This window comes from Vibrio sp. 03_296 (assembly GCF_002265885.1).
Genome location: NZ_NPKW01000070.1, coordinates 65,382 through 85,964, shown reverse-complemented (window position 1 = coordinate 85,964; position 20,583 = coordinate 65,382). Strand labels below are relative to the sequence as shown.

Sequence of the window (20,583 nt, the reverse complement as noted above, 5' to 3'; positions counted from 1 at the left end):
AATTCAAAACGCATTTTTGCGCTCGGGGTTATAACGGTGAACCACGCAAGAAGACAGACAAATATCTTTATCGTGTTGATTAAATGAATTAATAATTTTCGAAGGTACAAGTTGACAAAATACTTGCACACGCCTAACGCGCTGAACATTCTCATTCAAAAATAACGACTATAATTGATAGTATCATCAGTTGTAATGAGATATGTGTAATGAATGGACTCACCAAATCTGCAATTTCTTCTGTCGCGGCAGCGCTACTCTTAGCCGGCTGCGGTGGTAGTGACGGAGGCAAAACCGCCAATGTCTCTTTTTATGTCTCTGATGCACCCGTTGACAGTGCTCAGTCCGTCTCCGTGGGCTTCACTCAGGTTGAGTTAGTGGATAACGAAGGCAACTCTGTTTTCCTTGACGTGGTACCTTCTACTGGCGTGGATTACCAAAAAATTGACTTGCTTGTCTACCAAGGTACGGACTCCGTATTGATGGTCAGTACGCAACCCGTCCCTGTAGGCAGCTATAAAGAGCTGATACTGCATGTGACGAATGAAAATGGGGTCAATTACGTGGTCGATGACAGCGGCCAACAACCTTTGAAGCAACCGAGCAACAAGTTAAAGTTAGGCAGTTTCGATGTCACTTCCGAGGCCGTCCAGCTCTACACTATTGAGTTTGACCTTCGCCAGTCTTTGGTGATGCGCGGCAATTTAGGCAGTAACAATCGCTATATTCTTAAGCCTCATGGTGTCTCTATTGTTTCTAATGCTTCCGCAGTGAGTATCTCAGGGAATGTCGACGATAACCTTCTAACAGGGGACGAAAGCTGCACGACTGACAGCCAAGCGTTTGTTTACCTCTATGAAGGAGAAGGACACGACAGCACCAATCTCATCGATTTGGTCGATGAAGATGACCCAGAATTTGACGGTCAGAATCCCGTCCCAGAAAACGCGGTAAAACCCATTGCATCGGCAGGTTTGGATGAAAACAATAACTACGCATTTGGTTTCTTAAATGCGGGTACTTATACCGTTGCATTCAGTTGTAACGCCGGGGATGACAACCCCATTCAATACGATGGTACCGCAATTCCATTACCCACTGGGCAAGTCGGCACCACCGCGCTAGCAGCAGGTGAAAATGGCACAATTGACTTCGTATCAGTCCTATAAACCGGATCATCGCTGAATTAACCGTGACTTAGTGCGAATAAGTCACGGTTTTTCTTTTTATTGGCAACATCTTCCACCAACAACGCTTGTTTCCCCATGAAAATGTGGTGTAATCCATGAAACGCCGAGTTGAAACACATTTTATGGATTACATTTCTCTTTCTCGAATTAGCCTTAAACATTTAACCGTTTTGCATGTTTTATTAACCACTCACAGCGTGACAAGCGCGGCGGAGCAACTGTGCGTCACCCCCTCTTGTGTAAGCAAGATTTTGTCTCAATTACGCAGTGTGCTAAACGATGAACTCTTTTATCGCGACGGAACCCAACTGATCCCTACCTCTTATGCACTGAGCATCGGTCCGGCCATTCACGGCATTCTTTCCAGTATGAATGGGGTAATTCACCAAGGTACATTTGACGCAAACTCCTACAATGGGACCTTCTCACTCTCCATGCGTGAAAGTACCTTTGAAGTGTTTGCTGACACGTTCAGCCAGATCCTCCAACAGACCCCCAAAGCGCATCTTCATATATACGCTAAGGAGCAGCATGGCTTTGAGGCTCTGCTACGCGGCCAAGTTGATTTTATCTTGTTGCCCCACGACATTAGCCAACCACCAACCATGAACCGTGAGTTGATTTGGCATACGATCAAACGCGACGAGATGATCTGCTTAATGAATAAGGCACATCCGGCGCAGCAAACCGACTTTACCATCGAGGACTACCTGTCATTCCAACACATTGGCATTCACGACAAAGAGTTGGCGATACCCTACTTCGAGCAAACCTTGATTCAGAGCCATAAAGCGCGAGAGATCGCCCTTTCGGTCGCAGATTTTGGCGCGGCGGCCGTGATGTGTCATCGTACCCCATTGCTTTTTACTTGCTCGAAACTGTGGGCAGAGACGGCTTTACAAGCCAAAGGGCTAATTCAGAAGAGCTTGCCGTTTGACTATGGGCAAGTCGCGTATAGCTTGGTGTATAACAAACAGAGCTTGAATGATCCGGCGCTGACTTGGTTAAAAAGCCAGCTTCATCAACTCAATGAGAAGTAGCCGTTTCAACGACTAAGCAATGTCTCGATAGAGCGGCGTTTTCGGTAAGGCGATTCGATGTGGGATTCGGCGTTTCAACGCCTGATAGAAACCGTTCATCGACTCTCTATCACAAGCAGGCCAGTTCAAGGTCTCACCTATTACACCGTGGTGAGCAAAGCCATTGAGGCGAATCGTGACCCGGTCAGGCAACGTATTAAGAAATTGAGCCAACGCGTCCACTTCACACGCAAGATCGCTTTTTTCGGGGATGTGCAGCAGGCGAACTTCATGCAGCTTGCCCAGTTCAACAAGATATTTTATCGACAATATGACTCTATGATTATCTCGACCCACTAACCAACGATGCGTTTCGGATTGCCATGCTTTCAGGTCAATCATCGCACCGTCGAGATAGGGGGCAATTTTTACCCAGCCATGAGTTGTTAGTGAACCATTACTGTCGATGAAACAGCTTAAATGCGCCAATTCAACGTCTTGTTTTATCGCTTTGAATAACTCGACAATAAAGCCAAGTTGTAGGGTTGCTTCCCCACCGGACACGGTGACACCATCGATAAACAGGTGGTGTTTACGGATCAAATCGATCATGTCCAAAACCGTCCACTCTTTTATTTTTGGATTCGAGTGATACGAACAAGTTTCAAGACAACGATCGCAGTGGGTGCAAACCTCTTCTAGCCAAACAACGTTATTGTTTTTCTTTATTAGGGCGCCTGAAGGACACGTTGTCACACAGTCACCACAATGGTTGCAGTGATTAATTGTGTGAGGATTGTGACAGTTTAAGCAGTTGAAATTACATCCCTGCAAAAAAATCACCAGGCGATTCCCCGGCCCATCAACGCAAGAGAAAGGCAGTACCCGACTCACTTTCCCTTTCTTGTTGAACTGAACAGCTGACATTTTGATGTTCAGTTACATTCTGCCTGCTCTTGATACACAGGCGTTGTTTCCATACTCACGATACGCGGACGTCGCGCGAGTATTGCGGTATTTTTTGCTGCTTCAGCACCTAGGAAGGTGGTGTTGCTGCGCGAGCCCAATTGAGCGAACTTCTCAATGTCTGACAGCTTGACCATGTAACCCGTTACGCGCACCAAATCGTTACTTGCAACATTGGCAGTAAACTCTCGGTAACCGGCGGCTAAGGCGCCTTTACAAAGGTTATACATTGCCTCCGGGTTGTCTTTGACCGTTTCATCGATAGTCAAAATATCGCTGATACCCGATGGATAGAAAGCATGATGCGGCGCGTTTGCTAACACATAGCTCACCGGATCGGGCTCATGCCCATAGGCGATTCTCACTCCTGGCGTCACATCAATATCTAAGCTAATGCCCCCCTGAGCGTGCAGCAGTGCGCGTTGTTGCCAACCGTATTTGACTGGCCGCTCTTCAAGCAATTGAGCCAGTTTCTGCGAAATCTGCACACCCAACTGATTGGCTTGTGAATCGAGCCCATATTGACCTGATAACGACGATTTCGTTTGTAACGTGTCAACCGCTTCCGCCATACCATAGATGCCAAACATAGGCGCAAAACGCTGTTCATCAATCAGTTTTTCTTCAACCAAGAAGCTGGTAAAAAATCCTGACTGTTCATGCAAATACGTGGTTCGCGCATCAATAAGTTCAATGGCGAGATCCACATAACGTGGCAACACGGCCTGCATAAAATCGCTTACCGACTCAGCGCGCAGGGCCACTTCTTTAAGGTTTAAACGCACTAAGGTGTTCGCACCACCGGCCAATGGCAACGAGTTGTAACAACTGACGATACCAAACTGCTTATCGCCGTAAGTTTGCGCATGCATAGGGTAATTGGCGATATGCGGTTTACTGCACTCACAAATGTTGGTGCAAGCCACTCTGAGCAGATCATCTGGCGTAACATTAGGGTCGTACATAAAGGTTAAGTTCGGTGCAATTTGCTTGAGTTCAGCATCAATACGCAAAATCGTGCGGCAGATGAGGTTATCACTCGGGCCAATGTTAGCGTGCATAAATGCATCAGGCAGCGTGCGATCCAGCATGATCCAAAAACGTCTGAGCTTCTGATAAATCTGCGCATCGCTCAGTTGACCAACATAAGGCATGAGCAACTCATCGAGTTGACCAAGATACACCGGAATATTGGTGACGGAAGGAACGTGATGATAAAGCACCGTCAACATATTGAGGGCATCATCAAAATCGTTCGCGGCGTCTAATTCGAGAAAAGCACTGCCTTGGGAGAGGTAACGAGCATAGTCTGGCAACACGTAGCGCGGTTTAAATGGCGCATTGCCCTCAAACATATCGCAGATAATTCCCTGCTTCATCGCAGACTGCACACCCTCGGAAACAGGCATGTAATCAAGTAAAGCTTCCGCTTCTAATGCGAGAAATTGGTTTTTCTGCTTAACCGTCAGTTTCGGGTCATTGATAATTTGGCGAAAACGATCGGTATTGAGGGCTAAACTGTTGCTCATAAAAGAGAAATCCTGAAGAGTTTTCAGCAGTCTAGCCCTAATTGATAATTTCCACTATTGAAAAACCAAGAAAGAGTCTTTTCCGTTTTGGAAACCCTACGCCTCAGTTGGATGCCCATTGCATAGACACCCATTGCATAAACCCCATAGCAGAACACTTACTGTCGTTCGAACGCATTCATCGCCTCCGATTCCGGCATGGGCTTATAAAAATAGTAGCCTTGGATTTCATCTACGTGCCAAATTTTGAGTTTGCGTAATTGGCTGGCGGTTTCCACCCCTTCAGCCACAGTGGTTAAACCGAGCTCTTTTGCCATGGAAGCGATACTGCGAATGAGTGTTCTCGCTCTGTCATTGTTCTCCAACTGATCGATGTACGATTTATCCAGTTTCACGATGTCGAGTGGGAAGGAACAAAGCGTACTAAAAGAGGAATAGCCCGTGCCGAAATCATCCAATGCCAGTTGGATGCCGAGTGACTTGATCTCTTTGGTTCGCTCCAACGTCTCTGATTCAATGCCAAGTAACGTGCTTTCTGTAATCTCAATCACCAGTTGACCCGGTGCAATATCAAACTCATCCATGACATGACGTAGTGCATCTGGCAAACGCGCGTGGTAAAAGTGCATCGCACTCAAATTGACATGCACCGTTAAAGGGTTCAGTCCGTTGTCCGCACGAGTGCGATTCAACTTGGATATAAATTGGCACGCCTGACGAAGAATGGACTCGCCAAGCTCCACGATCAATTGGTGCTGCTCTGCGAGATCAATAAACACATCTGGCGGAACAAACCCCAGCTCTGGGTGAATCCAGCGCGCCAAGGCTTCAAAGCCATTGACCTTGCCACTTTCTGTATCCACTATCGGTTGATAGTGAGCAATGATCGCTTTGTCTCGAATTGCCTGAGAAATATCTCGGCTGATCACCAGAGCACTTTGCGCCCGCTTCGCTACATCCTCGCCAATTTGTATCACCTCTGTTACCACTTTATGCTGGAATCTCTGCACCGCAAAAGAGCCCGATTGCAACAAATAGCCGAGCGAATGGTGGGTAATTTCAGGATCAGCGATGGCAATCTGACAACTCAAGTCCAACTCGATGCCTAAGATGTGTGTTTTACGTGAAAGTACATCCATAAAATGCGTTGCACACTGAATCGCATCGTCACATTGCTCAACGTCTTCAATAATGGCGATAAATTCAAATTCACTAACCCGGCCCACCTCAAACGGCCTTAACTCCGCCCCAAACACCGCGGCAATATAGTTAATCGTGTCGTCAAAAATGAGGTGACCATACACTTCTGACACCTGTTTCAATCTGTCGATAGAAATATAGAGGAAGGAGAACTGGTTAGGCTGATGTTGGATAAGATCATCTAAACGCGCAAGGATAGCCGGGCGATTATACAAACCTGACACTGGGTCTCGACCAACCAAATCTTTGATCATTCGCGCTTGTTTCTTCTGTTCACTCATGTCGCTAACAGAAAGCATGAGGGCTTGTTGGTTTTCATGATGAATGAGATTCACATCAATCAAACATTCAATTTCTCGCCCTTGTCGAGTAATCATCGTGGCTTCAAACTGTGTGACCCCATTTGACAACGCTTGGTACATTTGATCGACCTTGCACTCAGGTTGATTCTCGTCCACTTTACACAACACGTTGAGCTCTTGGTGTACCAAATCACCTTTCTGATAACCCAGTAATTCTAAGGCCGCCTGATTGATATCGATGATTTCTTTGTCCACCACTAACAACATGCCCATTGAACGATGTTGATAGAGTGCGTCAAATTTTTGCAGTGTGTCCTGCAACTTATCTTGCGTTAAGGAGGTATTCTCGGCCAGCACTTCGACTAATTGAGTAATGCGTTCAAGCTCATCCGTGCGCCGATTAGAGAGATCATCCAACTGATATTTCGAGAACAACTGCATGACGCTTTGTTCAAAATCGGCAAATCGAGTGGAGACACGTTTTTTAAACAGCATAAATGTCGCTAAGGCGATCAAGCCCGCGACCAACACCACAATGCCAATAAGGTACAAAAAGAGCCGATGCCCTTTCAAATAGTGAACACGCAGCTCCGTGGTTTGCAAATAAGCCACCTGCTCACCTGACATGCCATAGACCGTAGACCACTCAACCACCGTCTCTTTATCACGATGAACCCATGTGTTTTCAGACAGCTGTACGCTCTCGCTCGGCAGTTGTAACTGGTTCAAGCCCAACAACTTGTTGTCTGCAGTTAGGATTGCATCGAAGTTACCAGGAAAACGTTCGCTCAGATTTTGCCCCCAAATCAACCAGCCACTGGCGGCAGACACACCTTCACTGTCACGTACTGGCGTTAAACTAATCACCCACAATTGCTCGTCAATCAACAGCAAACCCGCTTCACTTTCACGATACAGATCAAGCATGCTGTTCATTCTCGTAAAGTGTGACTTAACGCTGTCATTCGCCACTATTTGGCTCACGAGCGGGTTATAAGTACTGTCACCTTGGGCGCGCACGAGCGATTCAACCACCTCACCTTTTAAAGAAACAAACGCCATCATATCGAGGCTAAGCGTGTCTAAACTTTCTTGATATAGGTTGCGATCACGGTAACCAGCAATATCCCCTTCCGTGAACAGTTGATGCGTTTCATCCCAATACGCCCAATCGTAGGAGCGATCTTCTTGCAGGCTGATCATCATTTCGATGACGGCTTGAGCTTGTTTATTGGCGCGGCTGACTTCAAGATTTTCCAGCTCGTCGAGACTGTAAAGGAAAAACGTTCGGGTAATAAAAAGCGTGCTCAAGATGACGCCAGTCAATCCTAAGCCAAAATAGAGCGCAGTGCGGCTGCGTAATGTTAAGTGCAACAAACGAAATCGAGACATTGATTTTAATGATTATTAGATTAATGACTTAGAGTTTAAGGCAAAATAGCGGTGAATGGTTTGAGATAGATTCAATTTTGTTGCGTAACTGTTTCAAACATACAGATTACTTCGCATTATGGCTCACAAATTAAAAAGCGCATCCACCTGTGATGCGCTTTTGCTCGAACTCGCTTTACATTGTTTAATCGTAGAAAGGTTTGGCGTCCACCTCCAAGCTTGAGGGCGCTACCGCTTTTTCAATTTTTAGCGAACTGTGTTTTAAATCTACCATCGCCACATCGACAAAACGTTTGTATTTACGTGAGTAGAAACACTTTACTTCCGGCTTCAAAGGCTGAGTCGGGTTAGAGGTCCAGACGATGCCAACCCGACCATCGTTCAATTCGACAATAGACCCCACTGGATACACGCCAATGCAGTTGATGAATTTGTAAACCAGATCAGGATCTAAATGAAATGGGGTTAAGCCGAGTATGATTTTAAACGCTTCGGCAGAGCTCATGCCTTGCTTGTAGCATCGGTCTGCCGTGAGCGCATCATAGATATCGACGATACAACTCATACGGCCATGGAGTGGTATTTCCTCTCCTTTTAACCCTTTGGGGTAACCGTTTCCATCAAGCTTTTCATGGTGCATTAAACAGACATCACGGCTCACATCGCTTAGCCCCTCAACGTGCACAATAATCTCTTCGGCAAACACCTGATGGAGTTTCATGTGTTCAAACTCTTCAGGCGTTAGTCGCGCTGGTTTATGCAGCACTTCATCGTTTACTTTGATCTTGCCGATATCGTGAATGATCCCACCTATCGCCATCTGTTTGAGCGTTTCGCGCTCCAAGCCTAAATGTTTGCCGAAGGTCACTAACAAACAGGCGACATTCACTGAATGTTCCAGCAAATAGGTGTCTTTTTGGCGCAAGGCAGAAACACACTGCAAGGCATCTGAATCCACCAAAGCGGATTCAATCATATCTTCAGCCCAGTCCTCAATCTCATCAACCAGAATCACTTTGCCTTCAAAGGTTTGGTTAAGAAGCTTTTGAGCGAGGCCTTTGGCTTCTGCAATCAGCTTTTTGGCTTTCTTTTGATTTGAGGCGCGACTCTTTGGCTGCTTACGTGGCGTTGGTGAATGGGATTCTGTCACGACTTGCGATTCAGTGTTATCAACCTTTGGCGCTGGTTTAATCACACAATTTTTAGCCGATAAGCCTGCGTCTACCCACACAAACTTCACCCCACTTTCAAATAAGCGGGTAATCGCTTTTTCTGACTGAACACGCCCTGCATTAGCCAAATTAACCCGCTCACTATTTTCAATCGCGGTGACAAACATACCAATCGTTAAGTTTGAAATATCTACTTTTATTGATTTTTCAGGGTCATACTGCATATTCAAGACAATTTCCAACACAAACTTTTCTCGACTACCTCAAGTATATGGCAATCTCGCTAATACGACCTGCCGAGGAAGTCGAATAATTCACATTTTTTTACAAGCGTTCCATTTGCCCAGAGAATACAAATTTAAAATATATTTGCAAACTCTAATTTACAACATCTTGAAGCGGCGATAATCAATGAATTGACTAGGCAATAACGCTCATAGCACAGTGATGAGCTCATGTTTTTCAACCAGTTTAGGTGACGAAAAACACATCACCTGATAGCGTAAAAACAAATCCTCTTCAGGAACGTCAACATGCTCATCAAAGTTGTTAACATTTTATTCCCCGTTTTTGCCTTGGCAGGCGTCGGCTTTTTGGTTGGGCATTATTTGAAACCTGACTTTAAGCCGATTAACCGCATCAATATCGACGTTTTCCTCCCTGCTTTGGTCTTTTCATCTCTCACCACCATGCCGTTAGACACCCAGCAGCTCCCTTTAATATGGGCATCGCTTGTTGCAGTGTTGCTGCCGGGGATACTGATGATACCCATTTGCAAACTGACCGGGCTTTCTTTTAAGACCTGGGCACCGCCACATATGTTTCGCAACAGCGGCAATCTTGCCATTCCTCTCTTTGCCTACGCATTTGGCGACGCGGCGCAATCAAGCGCCGTACTGCTTTTTGTCATGTCATCTTGCATTCATATTAGCTTAGGTATCGCGTTGTTAAGCCGCGGCGGATCACTCTTACAAATGGTCAAGATGCCTGTGTTTATTGCCGCGTCTGCGGCTGTGTTTTTTAATCTCAACCATGTAGCCGTTTGGTCACCACTGATTGAAGCCACCTCTTTGCTAGGGCAAGCCGCAGTGCCGGTGATGCTCCTTTCTCTAGGGGCGCAAATGACGCATTTAAAATGGTCCGGCCTCAGCGTTGGGCTCTACTCAACGCTCCAATCCATTGCAACAGGAGCGATAGCATTTGCGGTGATTTACTTCTTTATTCCTCTCCCCCCGCTGCAAATGAAAATGATGGTTCTGTTCACCATGTTGCCAGCAGCGGTGATGAACTATCTTTTTGCCGAACGTTTTCATATCGAACCCGAAAAAGTGGCCTCAATCGTATTATTCGGCAATTTTTTCAGCATCTTAACCCTACCTGTATTGCTTGGATTTTCTCTCTCTTTAACGTGATGATGAATTTATTTCATCATTCGTTTTAGAGTTGAAATATTCCTTAAATATTTTATGGATATATTTATTAATATGATAAAAAGTGAATTCATCATCACAAAAATGAAGATCGAAATAAGAAAACGTTATATTGCACAAAATAAAATCTAGGAATCGCTTATTTATCGCATATTTATCTGTTATTTATTGATTAGAGCAAACACTCTAACTATAATCATCCATAGTAATTGTGATAAAAATAACGCTTATTCACTCATTTTATAAATATCCCCCTAGTACTATTGGCGACTTTGGTGATATAAAGATTTGAAACATTCTGAAACATTTAACCGACATCGTACAGCGATCAAGTAAAAAGAAGTAACCACCATTCAGATGACAGACGACGTATCTATTGCAGAATCAATCCTGCCAGACTTTGAGCACCTTATGGAAAGTCGCTTTATGCACATCTTCGATGTGTTTAGCGAGGGGCTATTTCATATGGATGAACAAGGCGTGATGTCGTTCTATAACAAACAGTTTTACCAGCAGTTTGGTATTGAGAGTGGCATCATCGCGTTAGATACTTGGTTCGAATTGGTGCACCCGTTAGATCGCTCCAAACTCTCTGCCCGAGTTGATGACCATTTAATGTGTGAAGATTTACGTGTTACTAGCGAGTACCGCGTACGCAAACCTAATGGTCACTACGTCTGGATTGAAGGAACGGCAGTCACACGTAAGACTGACTCCGGTATTTATTTGATCGGCAGCCACAAAGATATTTCTGAGCGTAAGCTGATGGAGAGTTACATCCATCAAGTGGCTTTCCATGACAATGCATCTGGCATGGCCAATCGCAGTCGCCTTTTGCTCGACATCGAGGAATCTTTTCAAGCCTCTTCCCTGCCCTACGCCTTGATTTACATTCAGATTGAAGACATCAAATCGTATTTGAGCCATTACGGCAGCGAAATTCTCAACCATGTCGTGCAAAGCATGCTCACCGCCGTCAGTCATCTGCCTGGCCAAGTCGCAAGACTTTACCGAGTCCGAGATGATGATTTTGCCGTGTTGTTAGAAGGTAACTTTACTGAACAACAGTTGCTGAACATCTGCTCGACCATCAAACAACGCTATCACGATACGGTTGTAGAGCAAGGGCAATTACTGGGCACGGGGATCAGCATGGGTCTGATCCCTCGCATCGAGAATAACCACGAAGGCGAAGAGCTGCTAAGAAAAGCGGCTCGCACTGGGCAATATGCCAGCAAGAAAAAAGCAAACAAAATTGCGCTCTACAGTGCCCGCACGCAGCAAATCGTAGACCGTTATTTCTTTATTGAGCAAGGATTACAAAGTGCGATTGAATCCCAATCGCTGAATGTTAAGTTCCAGCCGATTGTTTGTGCCAAACACCTAGAAGTAAAAAGCTTTGAAACACTAGTACGTTGGCGTAGCAAAGAGTTTGGTGAAATCTATCCAGATGAATTTATTACTGTTGCGGAAAATAAGGGTCTTATTATTGACCTTGGTTATTTTGTTTTCCGCAAGGCATGCGAATTTATTCAAAGATACAACCAGGCCAATAATAAAAATATTCGAGTCAATGTAAACGTCTCGGTATTACAACTGCTCAATAGTAATTTCCCTCAACGCATTCATGAAATGGCCAGTGAATATGGCATCTCACCCAACTCTATCGTTTTAGAGCTTACGGAAACCATTATATTAGACAATAACGCCGCAGCGATTGAGCAACTGAATCAGCTGTCTAAATTGGGTTTTCACCTTTCATTGGATGATTTTGGTGCGGGTTATAGCTCACTCAACTCCTTCTTTGATTTGCCCATGAAACAGATCAAAATCGATAAATCGATGGCTTGGCGCAGCCTCAAAAACCCAGATTTGACTGCCTATCTCTCTTTTCTGATCCAGCTTTGCCGCAACAATCAGATCGATGTTGTCATCGAAGGGATCGAAGATGCCGAAATGTACCAAACGTTTAGAAATATGGGCGTGAGTTACCTACAAGGCTATTGGTTTTCCAAGCCCTTAAGTCTCGCCTCTGCGAGTCGATTTACCTTATCAGCCATTGATAAATAGTAACTCGCAACACTGTGCATCGAGCAAAAATGCCTGTCTAGATCGCAACCTACTTCTTTGTCATAAAATCTTCACCTTTTCTTCACTTAGTGTCACGGGTTGTGCGGCATATTGGTGACTCATCAAGTTTGACCCCACGCCAGCGCGATACTCAAACTAGCGGGTGCAATAGGTAGACAGAAAGTAACTGACAAATTTATCTGGAACCAATTTGCAAAACCGTGGGATGGGCATATCGGTGTTTAAGAAATAGTCAGCATGGTCCTCTATCAATCAAAATTGTCGCCATCAACAGCAACCATAGAATTACGCAGCTTACTGATTATGATTGTGGTTATTTTTGTTTTTAATACGCCACAAAACCTTATTAAAAGAGAAAAAATAGAGACCGTACGATTACAACTAAGTGCATCATTAGAATCTTTAAATACACGAAAGGAGTTAATACAAAGCTATCTCTCTTTAGCAGACAGTCAAATTGCGCAGCGTTATTTTTCTGACTCCGCCGACTTTATTGATCTGGTCAAAAACTTAGTTCAGCATCAAAAAATCATTCGCCGCATTCGGATCATCGATAAACAACCAGCTGAGCAAGAGATCTATTCTAAACGCGTTATCAGTTTCAATCGCTTTTATCAAAATGACTTAAACCGTAGCCAGAAACAGACTATTTTGGATATCGAAAATGGCCTGTTTGTCGAGTTCTCACCCATTTATCAACATAACCGTTTAATGGGCTATCTGAGTGTAGAAGTCGACCTGATCCATTTTACCCCTTTGTTTCGTGACAATATGCTCCACGTTGACCTTGATGGTTTTGTCTATTCCAGCTCGTATGCCGATATCACCGCATTTACTTACCTCAAACATCGTGAGCAAACCTTACTTCAAGAGCTGAATCGCACTCAAAAAACATCCGGTGTTTTGGAACTTCAAGGAAAAACCTTCGTTTATCAAAATGTGGGGCAACTCAATGGCAAAACGAGCTATTTGGTCAAAATCATTACCAACGAAGAACTCATCCCAAAGTATTTCTACTTAATTCCACTGCTGCTTGCCATCACGGTAGGCGCTTGCTATTACCTATACAAGCTGAGCAAAGCACAAAAGAAGTTAAAAGAAATCAGTTATTTAGATCCACTATCCGGGTTAAACAATCGACACTTTCTTGCTGAAGTCGAAAAACAACAGCTGCCGCTTGAACATTACTATGCCGTTATGCTTGATATTGACCATTTTAAGAGTGTCAACGACCGATATGGGCATGACATCGGCGATCAGGTGATTCGCCGTGTAGCAAAGGTGGTGAAAAGTCGTGTCCGCGTCAGTGATTACGCCTTTCGCATTGGTGGTGAGGAATTTCTTTTGCTGGTCAAAACCCCTTCGTCTAATGAAGCACGGCAGGTGTGTGAACGCATTCGCCAAGATGTTGAGAACATGACTCAAGCACCACACGTCACGGTATCCATTGGCTTTACTGCTTTACAGGCACAGCTCGACGAGACCATTCGTATAGCCGATTCACACCTGTATGACGCTAAGCGCAACGGGCGAAATCGTGTTTGCCCCAACGTTTAGCGCCAAGCTCAAATCTCAGTCACTCATGCCTTCAACACTGCCATCCTTAACTCAAGGATGCAGATGTTTCAGCACACCCGCTTGGTCCAGTTCATCATGCCAAATCTGGTAATCCAGTCCCTGATCGAAAATAAAATCCGTCACCAACTCACGAATACACTGTACGAGTTCTTGCTTTTTCCAAGGTTTTTCAAAATAGCGCACAATACCAGCAGAATTGATTGCTTCGATGGTATCGCTATGCGTGGCTTGCCCTGTGAGCAATACCTTGCGTGTTTTGAAGAATCGAGCATCCGTATGCAGCGTTCGCAAAAGCTCCACACCTGTCATTCCCGGCATCACGTGGTCTGAAATCACCACAGCGATAAACTCGCCATCCGCATCAAGCTCATCGATCAGCTCCAACGCTTCATGACCAGATTCGCACTCTTCAATATTTAGCCAGTCAGCTAAACCGTCTAGATCCTGCACCACCGCATTAAGCACTTCGCGCTGATCATCCACGCATATTAGGTTCAGTTTCTCCATGATTTCCCTCTGTTGGCAATTTAATTCTAAAAATAGTGGCTTGGTCATCGCTTTTCACCACAATCGAGCCTCCTAGCCCTGTGACGATCCGCTTCACAATCGATAACCCTAAACCCAGTCCAAATGACAGCCCGCCTTTTTTGGTGGTGAAGTTAGGCTGAAAAATTTTGCGTCTTGTTGCCTCATCCAAGGCTGGTCCATTGTTGGCGATCGTGACCAAAATGCGCTTACCTTCTTGATGGATACGTATCTCCAACTGTGGCGATAGCGTGGTTTGCATCGCGTCACAGGCGTTCTTGATGATATTGACCCAAACTTGCACCAATTCGGTCTCCGAAGCCCAAATCGATTCGACAGCAGATGGACGAAGACGCACTTCGACACGGCGCAACTCACTTTGCAAAAGTGCGATCGCTTGATTGATGGTGTCGCCAATATTAACTTTGCTAATGCGATCCGAATCCGCCCTACCGAGCTGTTTGACCGATTTCACAATACCAACCGTGTGTTTGGCCGCTAAACGTAAGTCATGTAAATCACACCCCATTCCCCAATAACGAATGGCTTGATCTGGGTTATTCAACCAGTGCGGGCTAACTAAACCATCAGGTATCGCTTTCGCTAACGCTTTGGCCTGTTTTTTCTCCAAGCCATATTTCTGCTCCAGTAACTTAGCATTTTGTCTTGCCGTGCTTGTTGGCACATTTTGTCCAGCAAGCAGGCCAATATCGAAGAACTGGTTCGCTTCTGGGTGCAGTTCTTCAAGTAGTTCAAGAATAATGGTTTCGAGTCTTTCAGCTTTGCTGCTGACCACCCCGATGGCGTTATTAAGCTCGTGAGCCAACCCCGCCGCGAGTTGACCTAACGTTGTCATTTGCTCTGCGTTGTGTAACCTCTGCAAGACCTTCTCTTTGGCCACCGCTTCTTGCGTTGCTCGCCTTTGGCGGCGCGAAAGCTCGTTCACAATCACCGGCATAAATTGTGTGGTAAGCGGACCAAACTCTTCGACTTCCACGGCAGGTGTGTTGCGATCAATCCAAGCCAGTGTGACTTCGCTTTTGGCCATCACCGTCGACGATGCTGTCCAAGTACCAGAAAAGAAACTGTGCACGCCAATAAATGCCCCTTGCGAGGCAGAAAAAACGCGCACTTGTTTCTCCTCATGTTCAGAAAAGTAACCTTCCAGATCACCTTGAAGAACGAAAAACAGACGGTCGTTGTAGCCTTGCTGCACAATGACGACCGATCCCGCTTCCAACGTAATTTGACGCTCTGGATTACAGAAGTAACGCTCAATCAGTGCTTCTAATTTACTCAAATACATGGGGCTACCCGATGTGTCCAACCATATGAAGGATCCAGACCATAACAAAGCTGAGCAGCACGCCCACTACGCCCAAAATCACCCCCACACGCGCCATTTGATTACTTTGGACATGCCCAGTGGCATGCGCCAATGCATTAGGAGGCGTGCTGATAGGCAGCGACATACCTAAGGAAGCCGCCATCGTCACCACTAAAATCAAGGTCACTTCTCCGCCTAATGGCGTTAATGACGTCATAGAAATCCCCAAGGCAGCCATGATTGGCATCAGCAAGTTAGCCGTGGCGGTATGCGACATAAAGTTCGCCATCACTAAGCAGAGGAACGCCGCGCCAAACAAGACGATGTAAGGCGAGAACTCATCAAATGGAATGCTGTGAACCACCAACTTGGCAAGGCCTGTTTTGTCCAGAGCCAAACCAAGAGCGATACCGCCCGAAACCAGCCAAAGCACATCCCAGGAAATTTTCTTCAAATCTTCTTTGTTAATAATGCCAGTGATGGAAAACACCGCGACAGGAATCAGGGCTACGGTGTACGAGTTCATGCCGTGCGCTGAACCCATCAACCATAGAAGAATGGTTAAGCCAAAGGTGATGTAAACCACGATTGCTTTCGGCGTTTTGAGAAACTTGCCTTTGATGGAAAGCTCAATTTTGGGAATTTCTGCTCGGTACATCGCCGTGATCAAAAACCAAGCTAACGCCATCATCACCACAACAAAAGGTACGCCGAACATCATCCATTCGCCGAATGTAATCAGGTTGTCACCCACCAGATATTTTAGAGCGATGGCGTTGGGAGGGGTGCCGATTGGGGTGCCAATACCACCAATGTTGGCCGCGACTGGAATACAAAGTGCAAAGGCAATTCGTCCTGGGTCTTTGGGGCCAAACACCGCAATCACAGGCGTTAAGATGGAAAGCATCATAGCCGTCGTCGCGGTATTGGACATAAACATCGAGAAAATCGCCGTGATCAGCATCAGCCCCAACATAACGAATTTAGGGTCTTGGCCAAATGGCTTGAGCAGCACGCGTGCCAAGTTCACATCCAAGCGGTATTTGGTGGCCGCCATCGCTAGAAAGAATCCACCTAAGAAAAGCATGATGATTGGGCTGGCAAAGGTTGCCATGATTTCACTGTAAGACAGCAATTGCCCAAATGTTTCACTGCCTTCGTTTAGCCGGAAGAGGTACAGACCTTTGTCGGAAACCAATAAAAGCTCTAAAACAATAATGACGACGGACGTGGCGTAGATGGGAATCGGCTCAAACACCCAACACAACGCCGCCAATAAGAAAATGGCAATCACACGCTGCTGCACGATGGTCATGGCTTCAAACGGAAAGGCTGACAATGGCAACAACAGCACAATCAACGGAATGATAATAGGGATAATAAACTTCAGATACGGGCGCATAATACAACTTCTCTTCCTGAGATGGACACCTTAGAGTTTTAGCTCTATGGGGCTAGACAAGAAATTATGCGCGCGTGTTTCAAAACAAAATTTGGCGTTAGATCAATGAAACTGAAGTCACACGAAAAAACTTACTGAACTGTGCCTTACCTCACTAAACGCTGATAAAAAAAGCAGCGTAAACACGCTGCTTCTCATGACTAAGCTAATGATTAAGCTAATTATTGACCGACCTTTGAGTTGATCAGCTTCTTTGCCCCAGTTTCACTGTTCCATCGGTAGCAAACCACAGCGCCTGCTGGCGACGTCTACCCAGCAAAATCGGGCCGTCATCGTAGAACAAGAAGTTTTTCCAATGTTTGCGGAAAATGACCCACTTGGTTTCAATCACGTTGTATTTTTCGTAACAGAAATAGACCGTCACATCATCTTGCCAATCAATATGCTGAAGCATTTCCTCTGGCATGTCGGGTTCATCGGCTTCCCAAGCCGCCATCCAGTCAACTTCAGCTAGCCAATTACTTTGTTTCGTTGGCCAATCATCACTACCAAGACGTTCTGCATCTGGGCTATGGGCGCTGATGTTCTCTTTCCAAAACTGCGCAGAGCGTGCCTGATCCATCGGGCGAATGTGCGCGAGATCTTCTTGTGGCACTGGCATCGACGGATGCGTAAAAATCCATTTTCTTTGGTATTGGTCCAAAGTTAAATAAGACATTCAGATTCCTTAAGCTTTCAGCCACCCATTTTGGGTTGCCTGTTCAATAATTTCTTGCGCCTTATCCCATAACACATGGGAACCAAGGTCGATTTTCTGATTCACCGTCAACGCTTGCTGGCGAGTCACGCCATGCTCTTGCCAACTTTGTCCTTGGTTATGGTAGTTAAGCAGCATAGGAATGATTCGATCTAACGCCTTGCCAAACTTGGCATCTGCCGTTTGGGCGGCTTCAAACTCTAACCAGAGTTGAAGTAATTCTTCTCCTTGGTCAGCCGGCAACATGCCAAATAAACGCTGAGCGGCAGCAAGCTCTTTCTCCGCTTGCTGTTTTGACGCGACCGCATCGTACACAAAGGTATCGCCGGCATCAATTTCTACGACATCATGCAGCAGCAACATTTTCACTACGCGGCAGATATTGACAGGCTCATTGGCATGCTCTTCCATCAATAGCGCCATCAAAGCGACATGCCAACTGTGCTCTGCACTGTTTTCCAAACGTTTATCTGCACTTTTCACTCGCGTGCGACGCAGTACCGATTTCAGCTTATCCAGCTCCATCAGCAATGCCAGTTGCTTGTTCAATCGTTCCATTACTTTTCAACTCGCCAGTTAGGGTTGATTAAGGAGGTCAAGACGTGGTCTTGCCACTGCCCATCAATCAAAAGATAGGAATGCGCAAAGCCCTCTTTGCAAAAACCGAGATGCTCTAGCACGCCAGCACTGCGGTGATTATGCGGCATATACGCGGCTTGAATACGGTGCAAGTTTAGCTGCTCAAACATGTAGCCACACGCCATTTTTAATCCGCGGCGCATGTACCCTTTTCCTTGAGCCTCTTCAGCTAACGAATACCCCACATTGCAGGCGTAAAAAGGAAACTTCGACAAATTGCTAAATGAGATGGTCCCGACCATTTCATTTGTTTGCTCTTCAATCAAAACGCAGTAAAAGCCCAATTTCATTCGATGTAGCTCATGGAGCTTGATCAGCTTTTGCGCCCACCCATCTTCAGTGAAAAACGACGCTTCACGTGTCGGCTCCCACGGTTTTAAAAAGGTTTGATTGCATTGAAAGTACTGAGCAACCATCTCGGCATCGCTCACAGTAACGGTTCTTAGCACCAAGCCTTCGTCAACTTGATAAATGAAATATTGCTCAGCGCCCATATCAGTGTTTCTTAATTCCGTAGTCTCTTAGCTTATTGGCAATCGAGGTGTGTGAGACGTTTAAGCGCTTCGCCAACTTACGACTGGATGGGAAAGATTGGTACAAACGTTCCAATACTTGCGATTCGTAATCTCGCATGATCTCATCGAGTGAACCGTCCAGCTTCACTTGGGCATTAGAAGTGGCTACCGCAGCCGGTTGTGGCAAATGGAAATGCTCTGCTTTCAATACATCGTCATCCATCTCGGTAAGCGCACGCAACACCATGTTGTCCAGTTGGCGCATGTTACCCGGCCATTGATAGGCGGTGAGCTCGTCCATCAGTTTCGCTTCATATTCTGGCTTTCTAATTGCCAATTTTTGGCAATGCTTGGCAACAAAAAGATCGAGCAAAGGGCCAATATCACTGGAGCGAGAACGCAAAGATGGGATCGACAAGGTCAACACATTGAGTCGGTAGAAAAGATCTTCACGAAACGATCCCGCTTCAGCTAACGCAGCCAAATTGTGTTTGGTGGATGCGATGATTCTCACATCGACGTGCATCTCTTCTTCTGCGCCAACGCGACGGAAATTGCCATCCTGCAAGAAGCGCAGCAGCTTAATCTGCAAATGGGGGCTCATTTCACCGATTTCATCGAGGAAAACGGTGCCACCATTAGCTTGCTCGAAAATACCTTTATGGCCTTGCTGATGATTGAAAGAACCTGGGGCATGACCAAACAACTCGGTTTCTGCCACGTCATCAGGCATGGATGCACAACTCAACACCAAAAAGGGCTTACCCGCACGATGAGAGCGGTTGTGACATGCTTTCGCCAGCATCTCCTTACCCGTTCCTGTTTCCCCTTCAATAAGCAAAGGCTGATCGAGTAAGGCCAGTTTTTTGGCTTGACCAATAAGGGCTTTATGACGATTTGAAACGCCAACAAAATGCTCAAAACCCAGTTCACTGTGCGGGGAGAGTTGATGGCTATCGACCGAATTCGCTTTGGCGCCGCGCACCATTACAACCGTACTGGCAAACGTGGATTGTTTGGATTCATCTTGAATATAGACGGGCATGAACTCAAGCAGATAATCGAGGCCATCGATCACCATGCTTTCTCGCTGGCGGTGTTGTTCACCTTCTGACCAACGGCTAAACTTCAAACTGGGCAGGAGCGCGGCTATCGGCGCGCCAATCACCTCTTTTTCAGTTTTACCAATCAGCGCCAAGGCTGCTCGGTTCGCCATGTCCACCGCGCCCTTTAGGTCTATCGCCAAGACGGGATCGGGCAAGTTGTTGACGAGTGAAATCAGCTCGGTGTTATGGCGTTCCATCGGCATAAATTGGATTTTACGCACGTCTTTCACGCCAGAGATTCGACGAATTTCTGCCATCAGTAGACTGAAGGTATCAAAGTCTATATCAGGGCAATTGAGATAAATGATGCCACTGATATCAATTTCGATACCTCGTAAATCGATATTTTTGGAGGCTAATATATCGAGCAGCTCTCGGGTTAAGCCGAGTCTGTCTTCGCAAAAGACTTCTAGGCGCACGGAAAATCCTAATTCACACTGTCA

General features: G+C 45.8%; 16 protein-coding genes. 5 read left to right on the top strand and 11 right to left on the bottom strand.

What is annotated here, in order from left to right; translation table 11 throughout:
• The first annotated feature begins 209 nt into the window (after positions 1-209).
• Together CIK04_RS08975 and CIK04_RS08970 are read left to right on the top strand one after the other, a co-directional pair.
• On the top strand, positions 210-1,169 hold the full coding sequence (locus tag CIK04_RS08975) for a DUF4382 domain-containing protein (RefSeq protein WP_097352766.1): 960 nt from the start codon (positions 210-212) through the stop codon (positions 1,167-1,169).
• A gap of 143 nt (positions 1,170-1,312) precedes the next feature.
• Positions 1,313-2,230, top strand: a complete 918-nt coding sequence (locus CIK04_RS08970; RefSeq protein WP_038969249.1) for a LysR family transcriptional regulator — start codon at positions 1,313-1,315, stop codon at positions 2,228-2,230.
• A gap of 12 nt (positions 2,231-2,242) precedes the next feature.
• Here CIK04_RS08970 and CIK04_RS08965 read toward each other — a convergent pair whose 3' ends face one another.
• The 4 genes from CIK04_RS08965 to CIK04_RS08950 form a co-directional block, all read right to left on the bottom strand.
• Positions 2,243-3,136, bottom strand: a complete 894-nt coding sequence (locus CIK04_RS08965) for a YjjW family glycine radical enzyme activase (RefSeq protein ID WP_097352767.1) — start codon at positions 3,134-3,136, stop codon at positions 2,243-2,245.
• Positions 3,137-3,144: 8 nt separating this feature from the next.
• Positions 3,145-4,704: a YjjI family glycine radical enzyme gene (locus CIK04_RS08960; protein WP_097352768.1), complete on the bottom strand. Its 1,560-nt coding sequence runs from the start codon at positions 4,702-4,704 to the stop codon at positions 3,145-3,147.
• 158 nt (positions 4,705-4,862) lie between these two features.
• Positions 4,863-7,598: an EAL domain-containing protein gene (locus CIK04_RS08955; RefSeq protein ID WP_097352769.1), complete on the bottom strand. Its 2,736-nt coding sequence runs from the start codon at positions 7,596-7,598 to the stop codon at positions 4,863-4,865.
• A gap of 184 nt (positions 7,599-7,782) precedes the next feature.
• Positions 7,783-8,994 carry an HD-GYP domain-containing protein gene (locus tag CIK04_RS08950; RefSeq protein ID WP_097352770.1) on the bottom strand — a complete coding sequence of 404 codons (1,212 nt, stop codon included), beginning with the start codon at positions 8,992-8,994 and terminating at the stop codon, positions 7,783-7,785.
• Positions 8,995-9,303: 309 nt separating this feature from the next.
• Between CIK04_RS08950 and CIK04_RS08945 the strand changes: the two genes are divergently transcribed.
• The 3 genes from CIK04_RS08945 to CIK04_RS08935 all read left to right on the top strand — a co-directional run bounded on the left by CIK04_RS08945 (position 9,304) and on the right by CIK04_RS08935 (position 13,848).
• Positions 9,304-10,182: an AEC family transporter gene (locus CIK04_RS08945; RefSeq protein ID WP_039539750.1), complete on the top strand. Its 879-nt coding sequence runs from the start codon at positions 9,304-9,306 to the stop codon at positions 10,180-10,182.
• 375 nt (positions 10,183-10,557) lie between these two features.
• On the top strand, positions 10,558-12,270 hold the full coding sequence (locus CIK04_RS08940; RefSeq protein WP_017421160.1) for an EAL domain-containing protein: 1,713 nt from the start codon (positions 10,558-10,560) through the stop codon (positions 12,268-12,270).
• A 258-nt stretch (positions 12,271-12,528) separates the two neighbouring features.
• Complete coding sequence (locus CIK04_RS08935; protein WP_097352771.1) at positions 12,529-13,848, top strand: sensor domain-containing diguanylate cyclase; 1,320 nt, start codon at positions 12,529-12,531, stop codon at positions 13,846-13,848.
• A 51-nt stretch (positions 13,849-13,899) separates the two neighbouring features.
• Here CIK04_RS08935 and CIK04_RS08930 read toward each other — a convergent pair whose 3' ends face one another.
• The 7 genes from CIK04_RS08930 to tyrR all read right to left on the bottom strand — a co-directional run bounded on the left by CIK04_RS08930 (position 13,900) and on the right by tyrR (position 20,559).
• The gene (locus tag CIK04_RS08930; protein WP_011080146.1) at positions 13,900-14,376 is read right to left on the bottom strand and encodes a response regulator; all 477 of its coding nucleotides are present in this window, start codon (positions 14,374-14,376) and stop codon (positions 13,900-13,902) included.
• Positions 14,345-15,700 carry an ATP-binding protein gene (locus tag CIK04_RS08925; RefSeq protein ID WP_039539754.1) on the bottom strand — a complete coding sequence of 452 codons (1,356 nt, stop codon included), beginning with the start codon at positions 15,698-15,700 and terminating at the stop codon, positions 14,345-14,347. Before CIK04_RS08925 ends, CIK04_RS08930 begins: the two co-directional genes overlap by 32 nt.
• Before the next feature lie 4 nt (positions 15,701-15,704).
• Positions 15,705-17,123 (bottom strand): DASS family sodium-coupled anion symporter, encoded by a 1,419-nt coding sequence (locus CIK04_RS08920; protein WP_011080144.1) that lies wholly within the window; start codon positions 17,121-17,123, stop codon positions 15,705-15,707.
• A 244-nt stretch (positions 17,124-17,367) separates the two neighbouring features.
• On the bottom strand, positions 17,368-17,841 hold the full coding sequence (locus tag CIK04_RS08915) for a DUF2947 domain-containing protein (protein WP_017790279.1): 474 nt from the start codon (positions 17,839-17,841) through the stop codon (positions 17,368-17,370).
• Between the two features lie 9 nt (positions 17,842-17,850).
• Complete coding sequence (locus CIK04_RS08910) at positions 17,851-18,438, bottom strand: HD domain-containing protein (RefSeq protein WP_045613451.1); 588 nt, start codon at positions 18,436-18,438, stop codon at positions 17,851-17,853.
• Positions 18,438-19,013, bottom strand: coding sequence for a ribosomal protein S5-alanine N-acetyltransferase (gene rimJ / locus CIK04_RS08905; RefSeq protein ID WP_094867091.1), 576 nt, complete (start codon positions 19,011-19,013; stop codon positions 18,438-18,440). Before rimJ ends, CIK04_RS08910 begins: the two co-directional genes overlap by 1 nt.
• 1 nt (position 19,014) lies before the next feature.
• Complete coding sequence (gene tyrR / locus CIK04_RS08900; protein WP_011080140.1) at positions 19,015-20,559, bottom strand: transcriptional regulator TyrR; 1,545 nt, start codon at positions 20,557-20,559, stop codon at positions 19,015-19,017.
• Positions 20,560-20,583: the final 24 nt, after the last annotated feature.

Bases quoted from the DNA above. Each gene is read 5' to 3' on its own strand.
- CIK04_RS08945 (WP_039539750.1), top strand. From the start codon at position 9,304: ATGCTCATCAAAGTTGTTAACATTTTATTCCCCGTTTTTGCCTTGGCA.
- CIK04_RS08950 (WP_097352770.1), bottom strand. From the start codon at position 8,994: ATGCAGTATGACCCTGAAAAATCAATAAAAGTAGATATTTCAAACTTA.
- CIK04_RS08975 (WP_097352766.1), top strand. From the start codon at position 210: ATGAATGGACTCACCAAATCTGCAATTTCTTCTGTCGCGGCAGCGCTA.
- rimJ (WP_094867091.1), bottom strand. From the start codon at position 19,013: ATGGGCGCTGAGCAATATTTCATTTATCAAGTTGACGAAGGCTTGGTG.
- CIK04_RS08970 (WP_038969249.1), top strand. From the start codon at position 1,313: ATGGATTACATTTCTCTTTCTCGAATTAGCCTTAAACATTTAACCGTT.
- CIK04_RS08915 (WP_017790279.1), bottom strand. From the start codon at position 17,841: ATGTCTTATTTAACTTTGGACCAATACCAAAGAAAATGGATTTTTACG.
- CIK04_RS08910 (WP_045613451.1), bottom strand. From the start codon at position 18,438: ATGGAACGATTGAACAAGCAACTGGCATTGCTGATGGAGCTGGATAAG.
- CIK04_RS08940 (WP_017421160.1), top strand. From the start codon at position 10,558: ATGACAGACGACGTATCTATTGCAGAATCAATCCTGCCAGACTTTGAG.
- CIK04_RS08935 (WP_097352771.1), top strand. From the start codon at position 12,529: ATGGTCCTCTATCAATCAAAATTGTCGCCATCAACAGCAACCATAGAA.
- CIK04_RS08960 (WP_097352768.1), bottom strand. From the start codon at position 4,704: ATGAGCAACAGTTTAGCCCTCAATACCGATCGTTTTCGCCAAATTATC.
- CIK04_RS08955 (WP_097352769.1), bottom strand. From the start codon at position 7,598: ATGTCTCGATTTCGTTTGTTGCACTTAACATTACGCAGCCGCACTGCG.
- CIK04_RS08920 (WP_011080144.1), bottom strand. From the start codon at position 17,123: ATGCGCCCGTATCTGAAGTTTATTATCCCTATTATCATTCCGTTGATT.
- CIK04_RS08965 (WP_097352767.1), bottom strand. From the start codon at position 3,136: ATGTCAGCTGTTCAGTTCAACAAGAAAGGGAAAGTGAGTCGGGTACTG.
- CIK04_RS08925 (WP_039539754.1), bottom strand. From the start codon at position 15,700: ATGTATTTGAGTAAATTAGAAGCACTGATTGAGCGTTACTTCTGTAAT.
- CIK04_RS08930 (WP_011080146.1), bottom strand. From the start codon at position 14,376: ATGGAGAAACTGAACCTAATATGCGTGGATGATCAGCGCGAAGTGCTT.